Genomic DNA, 18,509 nt, shown 5'->3' with positions numbered 1-18,509 from the left:
ATCCGATTGGCGTTGATCATTCCGACGATGGATCAAGGCGGCGCTGAAAAACAGTTGGCGTTGTTGGCCGAGAATCTACCGCGTGAAGAATTTGACGTTCACGTCTATTTGCTGACGCGCGATGGGCCGCGCAGCGAATCGTTGCGCCGATCCGGAATCCCCGTCACAGTGATCGGCAAACCATTCAAAGCCGATCCGACAGCACTCTTGCGCATGAAACAGGCGTTGCAGCAGTTCCAGCCCGACATTGTTCACACGTGGCTGTTCGCGGCCAACAGTTTTGGCCGCGCCGCCGCCTTGATGGCTAAGGTCCCGATCGTCATCGGTAGCGAACGTTGTGTGGATCCGTGGAAGCGATGGTACCACTTTTCCATTGATCGATTCCTGGCGCGACGAAGTGCGGCGATCACCACAAACAGCGACGGCGTTCGAGAGTTTTACGTCAGCCATGGTGTGGATGACGACTTGTTCCGAGTGATCGCCAATGGCATCCCACCACGAACCGTGGACTCGATTGAGCGCGAGGAAGCGTTTGCCCGATTGGGCGTGAACCCGGATCGCAAACTGGTGTTGGCGGTCGGTCGACTGTGGCCACAAAAGCGATACCGTGATCTGATTTGGGCCGCCGAACTGTTGGCTGGCACACGCGACGACACCACGTTGGTGGTGATCGGTGACGGTCCTCAGAAAAGCGAACTGTTGCGGTTCCGCGATGCGGTCACGATTCCCAAACACGCGGGGTTCGTTGGCAATCGCGATGACGTCGCGCAGTTGTTGCCGCACGCCGACTTGTTTTGGGTGGGCAGCGAATACGAAGGCCAAAGCAATGCGATGATCGAAGCCATGCAGGCCGCCGTCCCAGTGATCGCGACCGACATTCCGGGCAATCGCGACCTGGTTATTCCTGATCAAACCGGGCGTTTGGTGCCACTGGGAGATCGCGCGGCGTTTGCCCGTGAATCAATCGACTTGTTGGCCAATCCACCGTTGGCCGCCGAGTTGGCTGAGCGAGCGCAGCGGCGGATTGCCGAGCAGTTTTCGGTGGCTGACATGGTCGATCGGCATGCCCAACTGTATCGCGATTTGTCCGGTTAAATCGACTTTACCGGGGGCGTGGTTGAATCGGATTGATATCAGATTCGGTCTGTTGCAGGCAAAAGCTGATAAGCCATTCCGTTCGTAACGATCACGCCAAGCCCGGTGAAACGAAAATGAATTGAAACCGCCGATTTGCTTAAGTTCCAAGTTGAGCGACAGCTTTCGACAGATACCATCAGGATGTTGTTGAGTGGCTCGCCCGATTTTCGGGTGCCGAGAGTGGTTCACCGTGGACCTCTCATAACAACCAGATGTGTCGGTGTTACCGACGCACATTCCCTTCCTGCCCACCAGTCCAGATGGATATGCGAGAAACTCACCGACACGCGATCGACGAAGTCGAAATGATGTTGGTCAACGCCCGGCTCCGGGACGAGTTGGAGCCCTATCGTGACGAGTCCATTGAGTCATCGACCAAACGGATGACGTTGCAGGCCGAGAATGAATACTTGGCGTCCATGCTCGCATGGGAGCGAGCCCCCGCGTTGCCCATCGCCGATTGGTTTTCCCCGCCGATGCACTTGCTGCCTCCCGACGCATTGGGTGATTCGCAACTGTCACACCGGTTGAAACAAATCGTCGACCAACTGTACAGCAAGAACATCGTCTTGCGATGCACCGACCACCTGTCCGATCGCGAACTGTACACGACCATCTATCGCGACATTTTGCCGTGCTGTGAAAAGATGGTCGAAGTCCCCGGCAAAGCGCTGGAGTGGATGTGTGTCGACGACACCGAAACCTGGCTCCGCTACTACGCCAGTGCCGTCGAGCGACGCCGCCACCAAGAAGAATATGACGTTGAAATGCCGCCGGCTGAGACGCCCAAATTTCAACGGCAATTGCCGGGAAACTAGGGTCGCGGCATTTTTCAGCGGGATGTGACTCGCCGGATGCCCATCATCGGCAACCGCAACATCGTCGACGTGATCCCCGTGATCATCCGTCTGGACCAATGTCGCGTGCGGTAACGCCACATGCATCCCAGTGCGGCGACACCGTCTTTCCAGGTGATTTTTTTGCCTTCGTCGTAGCTTCGATAGTCATACCCGGTTGGCACCTCGACGATTGCGACCCCGCGGGCTGCGACTTTGCCTGTGATTTCCGGTTCGAATCCGAATCGACATTCTCGAATTTTGATCGAGCGGACCAGATCGCCACGAAACGCTTTGTGACAGGTTTCCATGTCGGTCAGATGTTGGCCGGTCATGCAATTGCTGATTGCAGTCAGCGCCCAGTTGCCCAATCGATGAAATGCCGACGGATCGGCCTGGTCTTGCAAATAACGTGATCCGTAAACCACTTCGGCCTGACCGGTCTGGATCGGCGCGATCACCTGCAGCAAGTCGATCGGATCGTATTCTAAATCCGCGTCTTGGATGGCAACGATCGCGCCGTGGCTGTGCCGAATTCCCAACCGCACCGCCGATCCTTTGCCATGGTTGCGACCACGCCGAATGATTCGACGATTGAGACGCGGTGGAAGCGATGCCAACCACTCTGCGGTGCCATCGGTGCTGGCATCATCGACCACAATGGTTTCGGTGTGCGGCGGCATCACCTGGTCGATCCGATCCAGAATTTTGGGCAGGGTCGTGCGTTCGTTCAGCACGGGAACGATCACCGTCAATTCGTATTGGTCCATCGGCTGACCTTGCAATTGTGCCAATACCAGTTCGATTCCGCGCAGCGACTGATGGGCGCGTGCGACCACTGCATCCGACGTTTCCAGCAAATCATTGCGGTGCGATGGGGGATCGATTGACGGTTGTGAATGGGCAGACATCAATGAAACCGTGATTCCGAACAAAGTCGCTGGACCGAAAAGTGAGCAGACCACCAAGCTTGACGCGCGAACAATGGCGGCGACTCCTGCGAACTGCAAATCGGGCCAGACTAATCACTCAGAGATTGACGATTTTCCCGATTGACCGGATTGTCGCTGTGCCACAGGACGAACGGGACTCACCAGCAGGTGGCTACTCGTCGGGCGTTTCGGTTGGTAGGCTGAAGCGTCTGTATGGTGATTCACTCGCCCACCCGCCGCATACGTCGCGTCCGTTTGTCTCTACCCGGGTCCCAATGTCCATTGAACCGATCTATCTGCTGATCGCCCTGCTGCCGCTGATCGCCTATCTGCTGTTATTAGGCGTGATCCGCTTGCTGGGACGCGTTTTGATCACGACGGGCGGACGTGACATTGCCGCACTGGGGTTCGCCGTGGCCGGATTGGTTGCGATCGGCCCCGGTGAATTGTTTTTTCCAACCAAAGCCGCCGGTGTGTTTGGCCCCTGGGTTTGGTTTGCCTTGGCAACGTTCTACGGATTGATCGTCTCGCTAATCGCCCTGACCTCGCGGCCGCGCTTGGTTGTTTACGGGCGGACACCGAAACAGATGTTGGATCCGTTGTTGCAGGCGGCCAAAGAGCTGGATCCTGGAGCAACCAGCGACGCAGATTCACTGCAGGTCGAATTGCCGAAGCTGCGGATTCATTTACGGGCGGCCGGACAGCCAGGCCTGGATTCGGCGTCGATCGAATCGTTCGAGCCGATTGCGACCAGCGAGTTTTGGGACCAGTTGCTGGGGCATTTGCGCGACAAATCCCAATCCAGTTCGGCCCCGGCGCAGCGTCGCGGCGGCACGATGGTGGCGGTCGCGACTCTGTTGGCTGCGTTTGCCCTGTGGCACGCGTTGGCCGAGCGCCAACAGGTGGTCGAGGGGTTCCGCGACTGGCTGTGGCGGTAGCGCCCGTCATCCCAGACGGTTACATTCGCACGCCAACGGTCAGCAAAATGTTTGCATAACGTTGTTGATCGGCGGTTTGGATGGTCAGTACATGATCATCGGTGCTAACCGCTTTGTAAAAATCCCACTTGTCGATCGGTTTCAATTCCAGATCGAGTCCTTCCGCTTTGATGGTGGCTCGATAGTCCTCCCAGACCGGTGGGTCGCCATCGAGTGCGTAGGGTCCCTCGGTTTCGGTCTGCATTGTCTCAATGGCTTCGACCGGGATCGCCGACAGCACTGCTTCCAGCACTTGGTTGCAGGTCGGTACGCCGGGCATCAGATTCAAACTGACCAGTTCCGCGCGAGGGCCACGTTTACTGGCCGCAGGGTAATTTCCGTCGGCGATCAAGATCGAACTATGGTGCCCTGAAGCGGCTAGGATGGATGAGATCTGGGGGTGAATCAGTTTGTGGCGTAACATAGTAGCTGTGTGAAGTGCGGGAAAACAGAAAACGACGGTCTCTCTAACAGGTCGACCCAACGTGTGGCAGCGACGACTGAAGCTCGGAACTTACTTTCGAATTGGTGTGTATGTCCATTGGTCATTCGCCCTGCTGATCGCCTACGTCGCCTATTCAGGATACCAGGACGGAGTCCAGGGAATGGCGTTTGGCGTCTCGCTGCTGCTGGGCATGTTCCTGTGCGTGACACTGCATGAATATGGTCACGCGCTGACGGCGCGGCGGTTCGGGATCGAGACCTTGGACATCACTTTGTTTCCCATCGGCGGCGTCGCCCGATTACTGAAGATCCCACGGATTCCTTGGCAAGAACTTTTGGTTGCGGTGGCCGGTCCGGCGGTCAATGTGGCCATCTTGTTGATCTTAGGACTGGTTTTATTAATCGTCCCGGGGATCGGATTCCCGTCGGTCGGAGACTTGTTGACGCAAGCCGAGGCACGAGACCGCGTTTTTGATGCGCTCGATGTGCCGTCGGTTCTGGGCTACCTGCTGTTCTTGATGATGGTCAACACGGCGCTGATCCTGTTCAACATGATTCCGGCGTTTCCGATGGACGGCGGGCGGGTGCTGCGCAGTCTGTTGGCAATGGCATTGGAATACCGCCGAGCCACTCGGATTGCATCGTTGGTGGGCGTGGCCTGTGCGATGTGCATGGGGGGACTGGCGATCTATTACGGCAGACCGATGCCGGGATTGATTGCCGTGTTTATCTGTTACGCCGGACTGTCCGAGGCCCGCCAGGTCGATGTGATCGAACCGCTGCGCCATCTGTCGGTCAAAGACGCGATGCTGCTTGATCCCCCGCGGCTGTCGATCGACACACCGCTGGATGAATTGGTGGAACGATTGCGGTCCTGTCCGACTTCGGCGCTGCCGGTCGTGGGGCCCGAAAACATGGTCGCCGGAATTCTATTGCTGGAAGATGTCGCGGTGGCGGTTCGACGCGGCGCCGACGCCAGAACCACTGTCGGCCAGATCGCTCGACATGATGCCCCGGTGCTGACACCCGAGCAATCCTTGGAATCGGTCGTCACGCGACCACTGGAAGGGTGCCGACAATTCGCGGTCGCCGGCGAATTCGGCCAGCTGGTCGGCATGCTGGATTTGGACACGCTACGCACCCGGGTCGGGTTGCTCAGCTAACGGCGGCGCCCCGTTGAACAACGAATTGGGGAAATTTCATAGTTTTGCAGGCATGAAGCGCCCCATCGGTCCAGTGAAAATGCCCTACGCTAACGAGTCACTTCACGACTCATCTGACTTTCTGCGTAGGCAACATAGCAGTGCAAGCAACATTCACAGATCTCGCCCAGCGAATGTTTGTCGGCCCCGTATGGCCGGCATCGATTCTGGTCTGCCTGTTGGTTGTGTACACCCTGATCGCACTGATCGGGCTGATCGAATTGGATTTCGATGCTCCGGATTTAGACCTGGACGCTGACGTCTCCGGCGGTCTGGATGCTCCGGAACTGGATGGCATTGATGTCGATCTGGGCGGTGCTGACGTGAATGTCAGCCATCACAGCGGGTTGGATTTCATCAACGGACTGGCGGCAACGACCGTCCGCTGGACTAATTTCGGCCGCGTGCCGGTGGTGGTCTGGATGGGCGTCTTTACGTTTCTGTTCTGGATGATTTCATACGGGCTGTGGCATGGATTTGATTCCAAGCACTATGCCCCGACCTGGATTCCATCGCTGTTGCTGATTGTCCGCAATGGCGTCATCTCGATTATCGCAACCAAATATGCGACTCAACCGGCCGTTGGGAAATTTTCTCCTCCGGCCGGCTACGACAAACACAGACTGATGGGAGCAACCTGTGAAATTTCGTCGATCTCAGCAACCCCCACGTTCGGGCAAGCTAAGTTTCGGACGAACGCCGCTCCGCTATTGCTGAACGTCCGCACCAACGGAACAGAGATTCCGAAAGGGACGGAAGTGCGGATTGTTGATTTTGATCCGATCAAACGGATTTACACCGTAACTGAAATCCTACCGGAGAACGACTCGTGACCATTAATACGTTCCTAATGCAACCGGCGCTGATCGCCGAGATCTTCGACGGAGTCGGAGGGTTTCTGCTGATCGGATTCGGCATCCTGCTGTTTCTGTTGTTCGCGGCGATCGCGACTTTCAAAAAGTGCTACATGGTCGTGGGACCGGACAAGGCGATCGTCAAGACCGGCTTGGGCGACATGAAAGTCACCACCGGTGGCGGCATGTTGATCTATCCGGTGGTCCAGCGCTACGAACTGATGGACCTGTCGCTAAAAAGTTTCGAAATCAGCCGGCAAGGCAGCGAGGGATTGATCTGTCGCGACAACATCCGCGCGGACATCAAAGTCGCCTTCTTCATTCGCGTCGATAGTAGCGAAGAAGAGATGAAAGAAGTCGCCGGTGCGATCGGCGCAAAACGCTGTTCTGAAATTGAAACACTGCGTGAGCTGTTCGACGCAAAATTTTCCGAGGCATTGAAGACCGTTGGGAAACAATTCGATTTTGTCGAACTGTACGAAGAACGTGACAAATTCAAGAACGAAATTTTGAAGGTCATCGGCACCGATTTGAACGGCTACCGACTGGACGACGCGGCGATCGATTATCTGGAACAGACCCCTCTGGAAATGTTGTCACCGAACAACATCCTGGACGCCGAGGGGATCAAGAAAATCACCGAACTGACTTCAGCCGAAAAGGTCAAAGAGAATCAGTTCACCCGTGACAAAGAAAAAACGCTGAAAAAGCAGGACGTCGAAGCCGAGGAAACGATCCTGGCCTTGGAACGGCAACGCGTCGAAGCCGTCGAAAAACAGCGGCGTGAGATCGCGGAAATTTCCGCCCGCGAACAGGCGTCGGCTGCCAAAGTCCAACAGGAACAACGATTGGAATCCGAACGCGCACGGATCACAACCGAAGAGGAACTGGGGATCGCGACCGAAAACAAAGATCGCCAAATCTTGGTTGCCCAACGCAACAAAGAGAAAACCGATGCGGTCGAATTGGAACGTGTCAATCGTGATCGAGACTTGGAAGCAACCGAACGACTGCGTGTCGTTGGCGTTGCCGAGGTCGAAAAAGAAAAAGCCATCGAAACCGAAAAACGCAACATCCAAGAGGTGATTCGCGAACGAGTCGCTGTTGAACGCGCCGTGGTCGAAGAAAAGGAACGCATCAAGGATACCGAGGAACACGCCAAGGCCGAGCGAACGAAGAAAGTCCAGATCACCGGCGCCGAAATGCGGGCCGAAGAAGAATTGATCCGGCAAACCAAACTGGCGCAAGCAGAAAAAGAATCCAGCGAATTGTTTGCCGAAAAGATTCGCATCGAAGCCGAAGCCAAACGCGACGCTGCGGAAAAAGAAACCGCGGCCACCAAGATGCTGGCTGAGGCCGAAGCGGCTCAAGCGGCTGCCAGCGGATTGGCAGAAGCTCGTGTCCAAGAAGCCAAAGCCGGCAGCTTGGAAAAAGAAGGACTGGCAGAAGCCACCGTGCTAGAAAGAAAAGCCGTCGCCGAAGCCAAGGGCATCGAAGCTCGAGCGGCTGCGACTGAAAAACAAGGACTGGCCGAAGCCAATGTGGATCTGGAAAAATATCGCAGCGAAGCGACCGGTATCACCGAGAAAGCCGAGGCGATGAAATTGTTGGACAGCGTTGGCAAGGATCACGAAGAATTCAAGCTGCGTCTGAACAAGGAAAAGGATGTCGAAATCGCAGCCATCGATGCACAACGCGGGATTGCCGAAAGCCAAGCCGGAGTTGTCGGCGAGGCACTGAAAGCAGCTCGCATCGACATCGTCGGCGGCGACGGCGAGTTCTTTGACCAGATCACGTCGGCGGTCAAGGGCGGTAAAGCGATCGATCGCTTTGTCTACAACAGCCGCGTGGCGACCGATATCAAAGACACGTTCTTTGACGGCAATGCGGAGTACTTTCGCGACCAACTGAGCAAGATGATCGGTCAGTTTCATCTTGATACCGACGGCGTCAAAGACCTGTCCATCGCAGCGTTGATCGCCAAAATGATGGGGATGGCCGACACCGAAGATGTGCGTTCACAATTGACCAGCCTGTTGGGTATGGCGGGAACAGCCAACATCGCCGACCAAAAAGCGGGGCGATTGCTCGATTCCAAGTCGGCTAATAATGGCAAGTCGGCGTAACCCCTGAGCCTTCTCAACCCGTCTCCGACTGAACACCGCCAGCACCATGACTGATTCTCAACTCGCCGCAGGGACCTACGAAGTCCTACGCAATCGGCTGCGTGACGCAGCGTCCGATCTGCGGACGCGGCTAGGCAAATTGAATGAGTCGCGCGCCGAGGTGTTTGGGAGTATCGAGACAAAATTGATCGCCACCGAACGCGTGACCACGGAACACAACTGTGTGCCACGCGATCTGGTCTCGGTCGGCGACCAGTTTTTGTTCGGATACAACGTTCAATTCGGGCTGAAAACCGAAATCGAACTCGCCGACGTCTTTTCTGCGTATCGGCTCGCCGACAACCAGTTCCATGAATCTAATCTGGATGTGATCGGTGACGATCGATTCCACACCGATTTCAGCGAACTCTATCGGTTCTACAAAGACACGCGATTTTTGCGCTTCTTCTGTGCCGGGCCGATGTTGCACATGGTGTTTCAAGTCGGCAAGACCGAACGTGACATCAAGTCTTTCAAATGGCGGATGGCTTCGGACTCATTGCAGTACATCGACAACCGCAGTGAACACGAAGTCCGTCAACCGGCCCAACACGAATTTCGCTGGACACGCACCACCCGTGACCAACATCGCTACGGCGATCACCCACACGTTTCGATCGAAGACTTGGTATACGTCGAAACCGTCGGCGGTGATTTGACCATCAAAGTCGAAAACAATACCGGCAGCGGCGAAGGGATCTATGCCGAACCGGTCGACAACCCCGACCAGAAACTCGATGACGCGGAAATTCACTACGCCGTACTAGGCAATCTGGTGCTGCTAAAAATGAAGCCGTACCAGGAGGAAAAAACGCGTTACCTGGTTTTCAACAGCAAGATTCAAAAGGTGATGCGGCTAGACGAGATCGCGGACGCTTGCGTGATGTTGCCCGGCGACCAAGGCTTGATTTTCCCCGGCGGCTATTACCTGCAAACCGGTGAATTCAAACGCTTCGACACCGGGCTGAGCGACATGCGTTATCAACGCACGATCGCGGCCAGCAATGGTGAAGATTTTTTGTACCTGTTCTATGCTCCACACACCGGAACCTACGTCCAGCTTCGCTACAACCTGATTCAACAATCCGTCGAAACACCGTTGGTCTGTCACGGGCAAACGTTTTTCGAAGAGGGCGAAATGGTTTGTTTCCGGTCCCAGGAACAGCCCCAAAAACACCACGCGGTTCAGATCTGGCAAACACCGTTCACCGGTCCCGATTACGTCGCCGAAAACCAGACCGATTCCTACCTGTTTAAAATCGGCAACAAAGAAATCGTTCGCGGTATGGCCGAATGCAGCGAACTGTTGCAACTGATTGACAAGGATGACAGCTATGAAGGCTTGTATGTCGACCTGGGCAAAAAGGCGTCAGACATCCTGGACAGCTATTTCTGGATCGAAAAAGCCGAGACGGAGTCACTCGGCGAACCACTGCAAAAGATCCGACAAGCCGCCGGTGCTGCGGTCGAAGAATTTGACAAAGTTGTCCGGGTACGCAAGGAGACTGAGTCTCGTACCCGTCAGGTGCGATCGGACATCGAAAGTCTGATCAAACAGATCGAGCGAAGTCGGTTTGAATCCATCGATGATTTTGTCGATTCGTTGGCACAGTTGCGCCAGCAACGTGGGCATGCGTTGGGACTGAAGGATCTGCGGTATGTCGACGAAGCTGTCGTCGAGCAGCTGGAGGCGGACACGGCAGAACGCAGTGAGCGGTTGAGTCGACGATGCGTCGATTTTTTGTTGACCCCCGGATCATTGGACCCCTACGTCGAACGAATTGCCGCTGCCAAAGAACGCGTTGCCACGGTAGAAACGGTGGCCCAGTCCAAAACGTTGGGCGAAGAAATTGATGCCGCTGCGGGACAACTGGAACTGTTGACCGAAACCGTTAGCAATTTGCGAATCGACGATTCCACCAAGCGAACGGAGATCATCGATTCGATCGGCGACGTGTTCGCAGCGGTCAACCGAGTTCGCAGCGCACTGAAGGCTCGGACGACTGAATTAGTAGGCGTCGAAGGCCGGGCTGAATTCGCCTCGCAATTGAAATTGTTAGAACAGACCACCTCGGGCTATTTGGATGTCTGTGACAGCCCCGAGCGATGTGACGAGTATCTGACGAAAGTGATGGTGCAATTGGAGGAACTCGAAGGCAAGTTCGCCGAGTTCGATGAATTCATTGAGCAGCTAGCCGCTCGCCGCGAAGAGGTTTATGCGGCATTTGAGTCCCGCAAAGTACAACTGGTCGAGAAACGCAATCGACGCGCCGAATCACTGGCGTCGGCAGCCGAGCGGATTTTGAAAGGCATCGACAATCGGGTTCGGTCGATGGATTCGGCCGACGACGTCGCCGCCTATTTTGCTGGCGATTTGATGGTCGAAAAAGTTCGCGACATCATCCAAAATTTGCAAGATTTAGACGATGCGGTGCGTGTCGGTGATTTGCAAAGCCGGATGAAGACGATTCGTGAAGATGCCGTCCGCCAACTCAAAGATCGACATGATCTCTACGAAGACGGCGGCGACGTGATCCGGATGGGTGAACACCGATTCGCAGTCAACACCCAGCCGCTGGATTTGACCACGGTGATGCGCAACGACGCGATGTGTTTGCACTTAACCGGCACTCAGTTCTTTCACCCACTCGATGATCCTGCACTGACCGATTCCAAGGATCTATGGAACCAGGAACTGATCAGCGAGAACCGAGACGTCTACCGGGCGGAGTTCTTGGCCGTGGAACTGTTTCATGCACTCAAACAATCGCGTCAACCGATCGACAGTGAAGAGCTAGATGCCAGCTGGGTTCAAGCAAAAATTGCGGGACGATTCGGCGAGGGCTATGCCAAAGGCGTTCACGACCACGATGCCTCGTTGATCTTGCGCACACTGGTGGAAATGGATTCCAAGATTGATTTACTGTCGCATCCGCCAAGCGTTCGTGCGGCGAGTTTATTGTGGTTTTCCAAGTTGCTGGACGGCAAGACCCGAAAGGCGATGACCGATTGGATCGGGGGCTTTGCGAAGCTTGCCAAAGCCTTTCCCAATGCCGATCCGGCCGTCGAGTTCCGTCAGAAACTGACAGAACTCGCGACTGTCGACGAAGCTCTCTGGAGTCCGTTGTTCGGCCGCGATGTCACGGCAACGGCCATCGCAGACTATCTGTTCGACCAATTGGTGCATGTCTCGCGCAAGAACGTCGCCAGTTCACGCGCTGCGGGATTGTTTCAGTCCTTTACCGAATCGATTCCTGAAGTCGATCGCCAGAAATGGTTGGCAACGGCGCTCAAAAGTAACGAAGCGGATCCGGTTTGTTCCTTTGTGTTGGCTCGCAACTGGGCGGAGGCCTATCTGAAGAACCATCCCAACAAAAACGAGACCGATCCCGCAACCGACTACGTCGATGAATTGGCTTGGTTGATTCTGTGCGGTGACCTGGGGCAATCGCGAGTCACCGAGGTGTCGATTTCGACGATGCTCGAAGGAATGGCCGGCAGCCATTCGCGGATACAGAGTGGACAGATGGTGCTGCACTACCACGAATTGCTGCGCCGGGTGGGACGCTACATGATCGACGTGGTTCCCCGCTATCAAGCACTGAACCAAACCAAAGCAAGACTAATCGCCGATGCGCGGGCAGACATGCGATTGGATGAATTCAAACCTCGCGTGTTGACCAGTTTCGTTCGCAACCGCTTGATCGACGAGGTCTATCTGCCGTTGATCGGAGACAACCTGGCCAAACAGATGGGGGCGGCTGGTGAGAACAAACGCACCGACCGAATGGGATTGCTGTTGTTGATTTCGCCGCCAGGATACGGCAAGACGACGTTGATGGAATACATCGCCAACCGCTTGGGGTTGGTGTTCATGAAAATCAATGGTCCCGCAATCGGCCACCAGGTCACATCACTTGATCCCGCCGAAGCACCCAATGCAGCGGCCAAGGAAGAAGTCGAACGATTGAACCTGGCGTTGGAGATGGGTGACAACGTGATGCTGTATCTGGACGACATCCAGCACACCCATCCCGAGTTTCTGCAAAAATTCATCTCGCTGTGTGATGCCACTCGAAAGATCGAGGGAGTCAGTCACGGTCGTACACGGACCTACGATTTGCGTGGTCGACGCGTGGCAGTGGTGATGGCCGGAAACCCTTATACCGAAAGTGGAGAGCGGTTCCAAATCCCAGATATGCTGTCCAACCGGGCCGACGTGTATAACTTGGGTGAAATCATTGGCGAATCGGCAGACGCGTTCGAGATGAGCTATTTAGAGAATTGTCTGACCAGCAATGCTGCGTTGGCACCGCTCTCTACGGCCGGCTCCGACGATGCTCGCGCTATCATCACGGCCGCACAGCGTGACACGCTCGAGGGCATGGAACTGCAGAGCAACCTGTCGTCGGACCAAGTCCGCGAGATGTTCGAAGTGATGCGCAAATTGTTGCGTGTGCGTGACATCGTGTTGCGAGTCAACCGAGCGTACATCCGCAGTGCGGCCCAAGCCGACGCCTACCGCACCGAACCGCCGTTCAAATTGCAAGGCAGTTATCGCAATATGAATCGCATGGCGGAAAAAGTCGCCGGCGTGATGAACGCAGATGAATTGCAATCGTTGATCGTTGGCAGCTACCAACAAGACGCCCAAACGCTGACAACCGACAACGAAGCCAATGTGTTGAAATTCAAGGAATTGATGGGGATCCTGACTGCGGAAGAAAAGGAACGCTGGGATAGCATCAAATATTCGTACGTCGAAAGCACTCGCATGCAGGGGATGGACAGCGAGGATCAAGCCGGACAGTTGATGCGGCAACTCGCTTCGATGCGTGACGGTTTGGAATCGATCCGCCAGGTGATCTCCAAAGCAATTGCGGTGGGCAATGACGGGACCGAGGAGCGGATGGACGCGCGGATCGACCTGATTCGCCACAGCCTGACCGCTTCGGCCGAGCAACTTTCGGGAACCCTGAAAACCACTGGCGAACAACTGCAGCGGATCAGCGACCTCCAGGCCAACGCCGCGCCGCCGGATCAGAAAGTGTTTGTGCAGCACAAAGTCCCGCGGGTATTGGCGGATTTAATCAAAGGCCAGTTCCATTTGATGCAAGAATGGTTGCGGCCGATTCTGACTGAATCGATCGGCAATGGTCGCGATTTGTCAAAGTTGAAGGAACAGCTGGATCAAATGGCTCAGAACTACCGCGAAATCGAAGACACCTTCGATGCCGCAACCGGCGAAGACCGCCCGTCCTAAGCCGCTACAATCCCAATAACCGCTACAACCGTCAAACTGTCCCACTGGCTCAAGTTGGGGGCAACGGCGATGTGGGTAACCAGTCAGGCAAATTGGTGAAATTAGCGGGGCAAACTTGAGTCAAAACACAAGTTTTTTGCGTCTTTCTTTGGCAATTCGCTAATGAACTGCGTAATCTTTTAACGTAAGGAGCGCGCGTTCTAAAATGATCGCCGCTGCCCTTTCGAAACAAACGTAGTGTCTCCCAAGGTTTTTCCGCGATGATTCGCCAGCTCTCTCGATCATTTGTCTTGCTTGGTTCAGCAACCTGCCTGTTGGGTGGTGTCGGTTCTGCCCAAGAATGCTGTTTCCCACAGACGTATCGATGTGAGCCACAAACCGTTCTCGAACGGCAAACGGTGCAACGCATGCGCCCGGTGTATAAGACGGAAATGGTCGAAACTCCGGTGACGTCGTATCGGCCTGTGGTCCGCACCAAGACTGAAATGCGGGAGATCACCGTCCCCGTCCCGTTCACCGAAACCAGCTATCGCGAAGAACGTTTTACGGTTTGGAAACCCGTCACCGAAACCAGTTACCGTGACGAGACTTATACCGAAACCGAATACGTGACAGAAACGTCCGAGCGCGAGGAACAATACACGACCTACCGGCCCGTGACGGAAACAAAGTACTACCAACAGCAGTACGCGGTGCAACGACCGGTGACCGAAACCAAGATGTACCAACAGCAGTACACGGTTCAGCGTCCCGTCGTCGAGACTCAAATGCAAACGCAGCAGTACACGACACTGCGCCCCCAGACAAACATTTACAACCAAACCGTGGACGCCGGCGGCTATGTGCCGACGACGACGATCACCCCTGGTTCGGTCGGATATGCAACGACCTACAAACGTGATTTGTACGCGACGCCGGGACCGTTTGGGATTTTTGCTCGTGTTCATGGTGGCAACGTGGTCGCACCGTATTACACGCCGCCGACCGCTCAAACCCAGTACCAGTACCGCCCGAACTATGTGCAACAGCAAGTTGCTCAAACGTCCTACCAACCTGTCACAGAGCAGGTTCAGGTGCCCGTTCAGGTCCAACGAATGCAGACCGAAACGGTGACTCAGAACGTGCCGGTGCAATCAACGCGGATGCAAACCGAGTATTTGACTCAGAACATTCCCGTGCAATCGACGCGAATGGTTCCGACCACGATGGTTCGCAAAGTTCCCTTCGTGGTTCAACGCCCCGTGACGCAAACCAAAACTCGTAAGATCCCTGTGACACAGCAACGCTGGGTCACAGAGGAACAGGTTCGTAAGGTTCCGGTCCAAACCAGTCGTGTCCGATACGAGACACGAAAGGTTCCGCAAACCATTCAGTACACCGAATACGAACCGGTCACACAGATGGTCCGCCGTCCAGTCACACGTCAAGTCTACGAGTCCTACAACGACACTGTCGTCGTGGCGAGACAAGTCGTTCAGCGCGTGCCGATGTCGTACTATGACGCGTTTAGCCCAGCGATTGTCAACGGTTATTCGTCGTTCGCCGATCCGGTTGTGACCCAGCCCAGCGACAGCGATTCGCAAACCAGCATGAAGCCGGCAACGGACTTTGATGACATGCCAAAATCGAAACTCAAAAGTTTTGAATCCAACACCGAACCGGCATCGCCGTCGAACGAAGGCCCCGTGGAATTTAACGCTCCCCAGCCAACGCCCGAATCAGAAGACGATCAAGAGTTGCCCGAACCATCCGGAGCGTCGATCTTGGACGCGGGTTGGAAGATCAAGTGGAATCCACGCTACGACCGCAGCATCTAAGCAAAGCGACAGCGATTCAGCACTGATCTGCGCACCGTTGGAGTTCAACCTTTAGGTTGTTCGGCATCTAGGTTGTTCGGCATCTAGGTTGGTTCAGCATCAGCTTCCAACGCGCATCACCTATTTCACTTGCGACGGGTGCACGTAGGGTTTGCGGTAGGGGCGTTTTAAACGCTCGGTCGCTTCGCTGTCACCGATGATGGTGTGGGTTTGCGGATCAAATTCCAGTGTTCGCCCCAAATCCATGGCCAGATTCGCCATAATGCATGACGCGCTGGAGATGTGCCCCTGTTCGATATCAGCAACTGGCTTGGATCGGTTGTCGATGGCGTATAAGAAGTCTCGCATGTGGCCGCGAATGGCCGACGCGACATGCAATTCGAGCTTCCAGTCCCGCTGATCGGTTTCGTCACTGGGATACTTGTCCGTTTCAATGACCGCTTGCCCGGTTAGTTTTTCACCGCCGCCACGGGGCGTGAATTCGTACTTGTTGACATCCAGTTTCAAAGTTCCTTTGTCGCCATAGATGATTCCAGCCCACGGCCATTCGGGGTCTGGCGCAGCACCCCAGCTGCGATGTGTCCAATTGACCGTCAGTTCATCAAATTCAAAGCCGGCGGTCTGGGTGTCGCTGATATTGGCTTTGGATTCATGATCGACAAAGATCCCTCCACTACTGTTGATGCGAGTGGGCCATCCCAATCCTAATTGCCAGCGCACCATGTCCAGCATGTGCACGCACATGTCGCCGACGATGCCGTTGCCATACTCCATAAACGCCCGCCAGGATCGTGGGTGCACCAATTTGTTATAGGGTCGCATGGGTGCGGGCCCCGTCCACATTTCATAGTCCAGGTTGGCCGGCGGTGCGGTGTCTGGCGGATTCTGGCGGGATCGCATGTGGTAGTAACAACAGACCTCGGCCATTGCCACATCACCGAGCAATCCTTGATCAACCACCCGCTGTTTGGCTTCGATCAAATGGGGTGTGCTGCGGCGCTGCGTGCCGACTTGCACCACGCGTCCGCTGGCCCGTGCTGCGTCCAGCATCGCTTTGCTCTCTAGCACATCACATCCAGTCGGCTTTTGCACCCAGACGTCGGCCCCGGATTGAACCGCCTCGATCATCGGCAACGCATGCCAGTGGTCCGGCGTGTCGACCAAGACGATATCCAAATTCTTTTCCGCCAGCATTTCCTTGTACGAAGCATACGTCCGCGGACGTTGTTTGGATTCCTGGCGCGACGCGATCAGATCGGCGCATTCGTTTAACATTTCCGAATCGACATCGCACAACGAAACGACTTCGACCGGTTCAATATTCATCAATTGCAACAGATCACACTTGCCGTACCATCCGCATCCGATCAGACCGACTCGACGTTTTTTGTCACCGGCCGCAGCATAGGCATTGTGTGCGACCGTCGACGCCGCAGCGGTGGCCAGAACGCTGCCGGCAATAAATTTACGTCGATCCATAGCGGTTTTTCCGGTGAGTGATCAGGGGGAGAAGCAGGTGGGCTGATAAGACTCATTATCGTCGTTGCCAAGGCAGATCGCAACAGTCACCGCCTTGCCGACATGCCCCGCTGTCGCAGCAGATGTTTGCGACGAACGATTCCGTGCATACCACGATGGTTGGTTGTTGTATAACCTTGGATCTGGAAGCAACAAAATCGAATTTAGCAATGAGAAGTCCAACGATGGCGATAAGTCCCCCGATCGAAGGCTTGGTGGCCGCAACGTTCACTCCGTTTGATTCTGACGGAAACTTGTTGACGGCACGGGTCGGCCCGATGGTTGATCGTTTGATCGAGCAAGGAATCGCTGGGCTGTATGTACTGGGCAGCACCGGCGAAGGTCTCTCGTTGGCCATTGATGAACGCCAACAGGCAGCCGCGGCGTTTGTCGAAGCTGCCGGCGGCCGGATTCCCGTGATCGTTCAAGTCGGCTGTGAAAGTTTGGTCGACGCGAACCGTTTGGCCGCACATGCCCAATCCATCGGTGCGGATGCCATTTCCGCCGTCTGCCCGGTGTACTTTAAACCGGCATCAATGGAAACTCTGGTTCGCTCGATGGCCGAAATCGCCTCGGGAGCGCCCGAGCTGCCGTTCTACTACTACCACATTCCAGCTGCGACCGGCGCGGCCTGTGACATGGTCGAGTTTTTGCGAGTCGGCGGTGAGCGAATTTCGAATTTGCGCGGAATCAAATTCACGTCGCCAGCGGTGCATGAATTCCAAGCCTGTTTGGACTATGCCGACAATCAATTCGACATTCTGTGGGGCACCGATGAAATGCTTCACAGCGGGCTGGTCGCCGGAGCCAAAGCGGCCGTCGGCAGCACCTACAATTTCGCCGCACCGATTTATCAGCAACTCCTGCAAGCCTTTCTCGCCGGCGATGCCGAGCAAACCCGACTTCACCAGCATCGGGCACAACTGTTAGTTCGGACCTTTGTCCCGTTCGGTCCCCGAGCCGCACAGAAAGCGATCATGTCGATGGTTGGCTTCCAATGCGGACCGCCGCGTCTGCCGATTGCCGCGCTCTCTGACCCCGCCGCCAAAGCATTGCAAACCGAACTCAAGTCAATTGGTTTCTTCGACTGGATCAAATCCTAGAGGGCACGTTGCCGCGTCGTATTAGATGCCAATCCCACCAGCTCGAAACACAAGCAAGTGGATCGACGGTGTTACTTGATCACGCGTTTTGACGTTGCGCTGTTACGATAACCCGACGCGCGAGTTTTGAAGCCAGCGTTTTTCATCACAACCCGACGCGTGAGCGTGAGTTTTGAAGTTGCGCTTTTACGGTAACCCGACGCGTCAGCGAGGGATTTAGGGTGTTAGCGGGATCCCTCGCTGACGCGTTTTGAAGTTGCG

General features: G+C 55.4%; 12 protein-coding genes. 9 read left to right on the top strand and 3 right to left on the bottom strand.

Annotated features, from left to right (window positions below; genetic code table 11):
- Together NHH03_RS17650 and NHH03_RS17645 are read left to right on the top strand one after the other, a co-directional pair.
- Positions 1-1,095, top strand: a complete 1,095-nt coding sequence (locus NHH03_RS17650) for a glycosyltransferase (RefSeq protein ID WP_253158323.1) — start codon at positions 1-3, stop codon at positions 1,093-1,095.
- Between the two features lie 308 nt (positions 1,096-1,403).
- Positions 1,404-1,955, top strand: a complete 552-nt coding sequence (locus tag NHH03_RS17645) for a hypothetical protein (RefSeq protein ID WP_253158309.1) — start codon at positions 1,404-1,406, stop codon at positions 1,953-1,955.
- A 14-nt stretch (positions 1,956-1,969) separates the two neighbouring features.
- Here NHH03_RS17645 and NHH03_RS17640 read toward each other — a convergent pair whose 3' ends face one another.
- Positions 1,970-2,884 (bottom strand): glycosyltransferase family 2 protein, encoded by a 915-nt coding sequence (locus tag NHH03_RS17640; protein ID WP_253158308.1) that lies wholly within the window; start codon positions 2,882-2,884, stop codon positions 1,970-1,972.
- A gap of 296 nt (positions 2,885-3,180) precedes the next feature.
- Between NHH03_RS17640 and NHH03_RS17635 the strand changes: the two genes are divergently transcribed.
- Positions 3,181-3,843, top strand: coding sequence for a hypothetical protein (locus NHH03_RS17635; protein WP_253158307.1), 663 nt, complete (start codon positions 3,181-3,183; stop codon positions 3,841-3,843).
- Between the two features lie 19 nt (positions 3,844-3,862).
- Here the strand turns inward: NHH03_RS17635 and NHH03_RS17630 are convergent, their stop codons facing one another.
- Positions 3,863-4,306, bottom strand: a complete 444-nt coding sequence (locus NHH03_RS17630; RefSeq protein ID WP_253158306.1) for an RbsD/FucU family protein — start codon at positions 4,304-4,306, stop codon at positions 3,863-3,865.
- A 106-nt stretch (positions 4,307-4,412) separates the two neighbouring features.
- Here NHH03_RS17630 and NHH03_RS17625 point away from each other — a divergent pair, with 106 nt between their 5' ends.
- From NHH03_RS17625 to NHH03_RS17605, 5 genes are all read left to right on the top strand, one after another.
- Positions 4,413-5,489: a site-2 protease family protein gene (locus tag NHH03_RS17625; RefSeq protein WP_253158305.1), complete on the top strand. Its 1,077-nt coding sequence runs from the start codon at positions 4,413-4,415 to the stop codon at positions 5,487-5,489.
- A 140-nt stretch (positions 5,490-5,629) separates the two neighbouring features.
- Positions 5,630-6,361: an OB-fold-containig protein gene (locus NHH03_RS17620; RefSeq protein WP_253158304.1), complete on the top strand. Its 732-nt coding sequence runs from the start codon at positions 5,630-5,632 to the stop codon at positions 6,359-6,361.
- 17 nt (positions 6,362-6,378) lie between these two features.
- The gene (locus tag NHH03_RS17615) at positions 6,379-8,508 is read left to right on the top strand and encodes a flotillin family protein (RefSeq protein ID WP_261364332.1); all 2,130 of its coding nucleotides are present in this window, start codon (positions 6,379-6,381) and stop codon (positions 8,506-8,508) included.
- 46 nt (positions 8,509-8,554) lie between these two features.
- Positions 8,555-13,810, top strand: a complete 5,256-nt coding sequence (locus tag NHH03_RS17610) for a DNA repair ATPase (RefSeq protein ID WP_253158302.1) — start codon at positions 8,555-8,557, stop codon at positions 13,808-13,810.
- A gap of 407 nt (positions 13,811-14,217) precedes the next feature.
- The gene (locus NHH03_RS17605; RefSeq protein ID WP_253158322.1) at positions 14,218-15,627 is read left to right on the top strand and encodes a hypothetical protein; all 1,410 of its coding nucleotides are present in this window, start codon (positions 14,218-14,220) and stop codon (positions 15,625-15,627) included.
- A gap of 120 nt (positions 15,628-15,747) precedes the next feature.
- On the opposite strand, the gene NHH03_RS17600 is transcribed toward NHH03_RS17605, so the two are convergent.
- Entirely contained in the window at positions 15,748-17,106 is a 1,359-nt protein-coding gene (locus NHH03_RS17600; RefSeq protein WP_253158301.1) for a Gfo/Idh/MocA family protein, read from the bottom strand.
- Between the two features lie 224 nt (positions 17,107-17,330).
- Between NHH03_RS17600 and NHH03_RS17595 the strand changes: the two genes are divergently transcribed.
- Positions 17,331-18,248 carry a dihydrodipicolinate synthase family protein gene (locus NHH03_RS17595; protein ID WP_253158300.1) on the top strand — a complete coding sequence of 306 codons (918 nt, stop codon included), beginning with the start codon at positions 17,331-17,333 and terminating at the stop codon, positions 18,246-18,248.
- The last annotated feature ends 261 nt before the right edge of the window (positions 18,249-18,509 follow it).

This window comes from Stieleria tagensis (genome assembly GCF_024129865.1).
In the GTDB taxonomy this organism is placed as follows: domain Bacteria; phylum Planctomycetota; class Planctomycetia; order Pirellulales; family Pirellulaceae; genus Stieleria; species Stieleria tagensis.
This window is presented reverse-complemented; position numbering and strand designations above follow the sequence as displayed.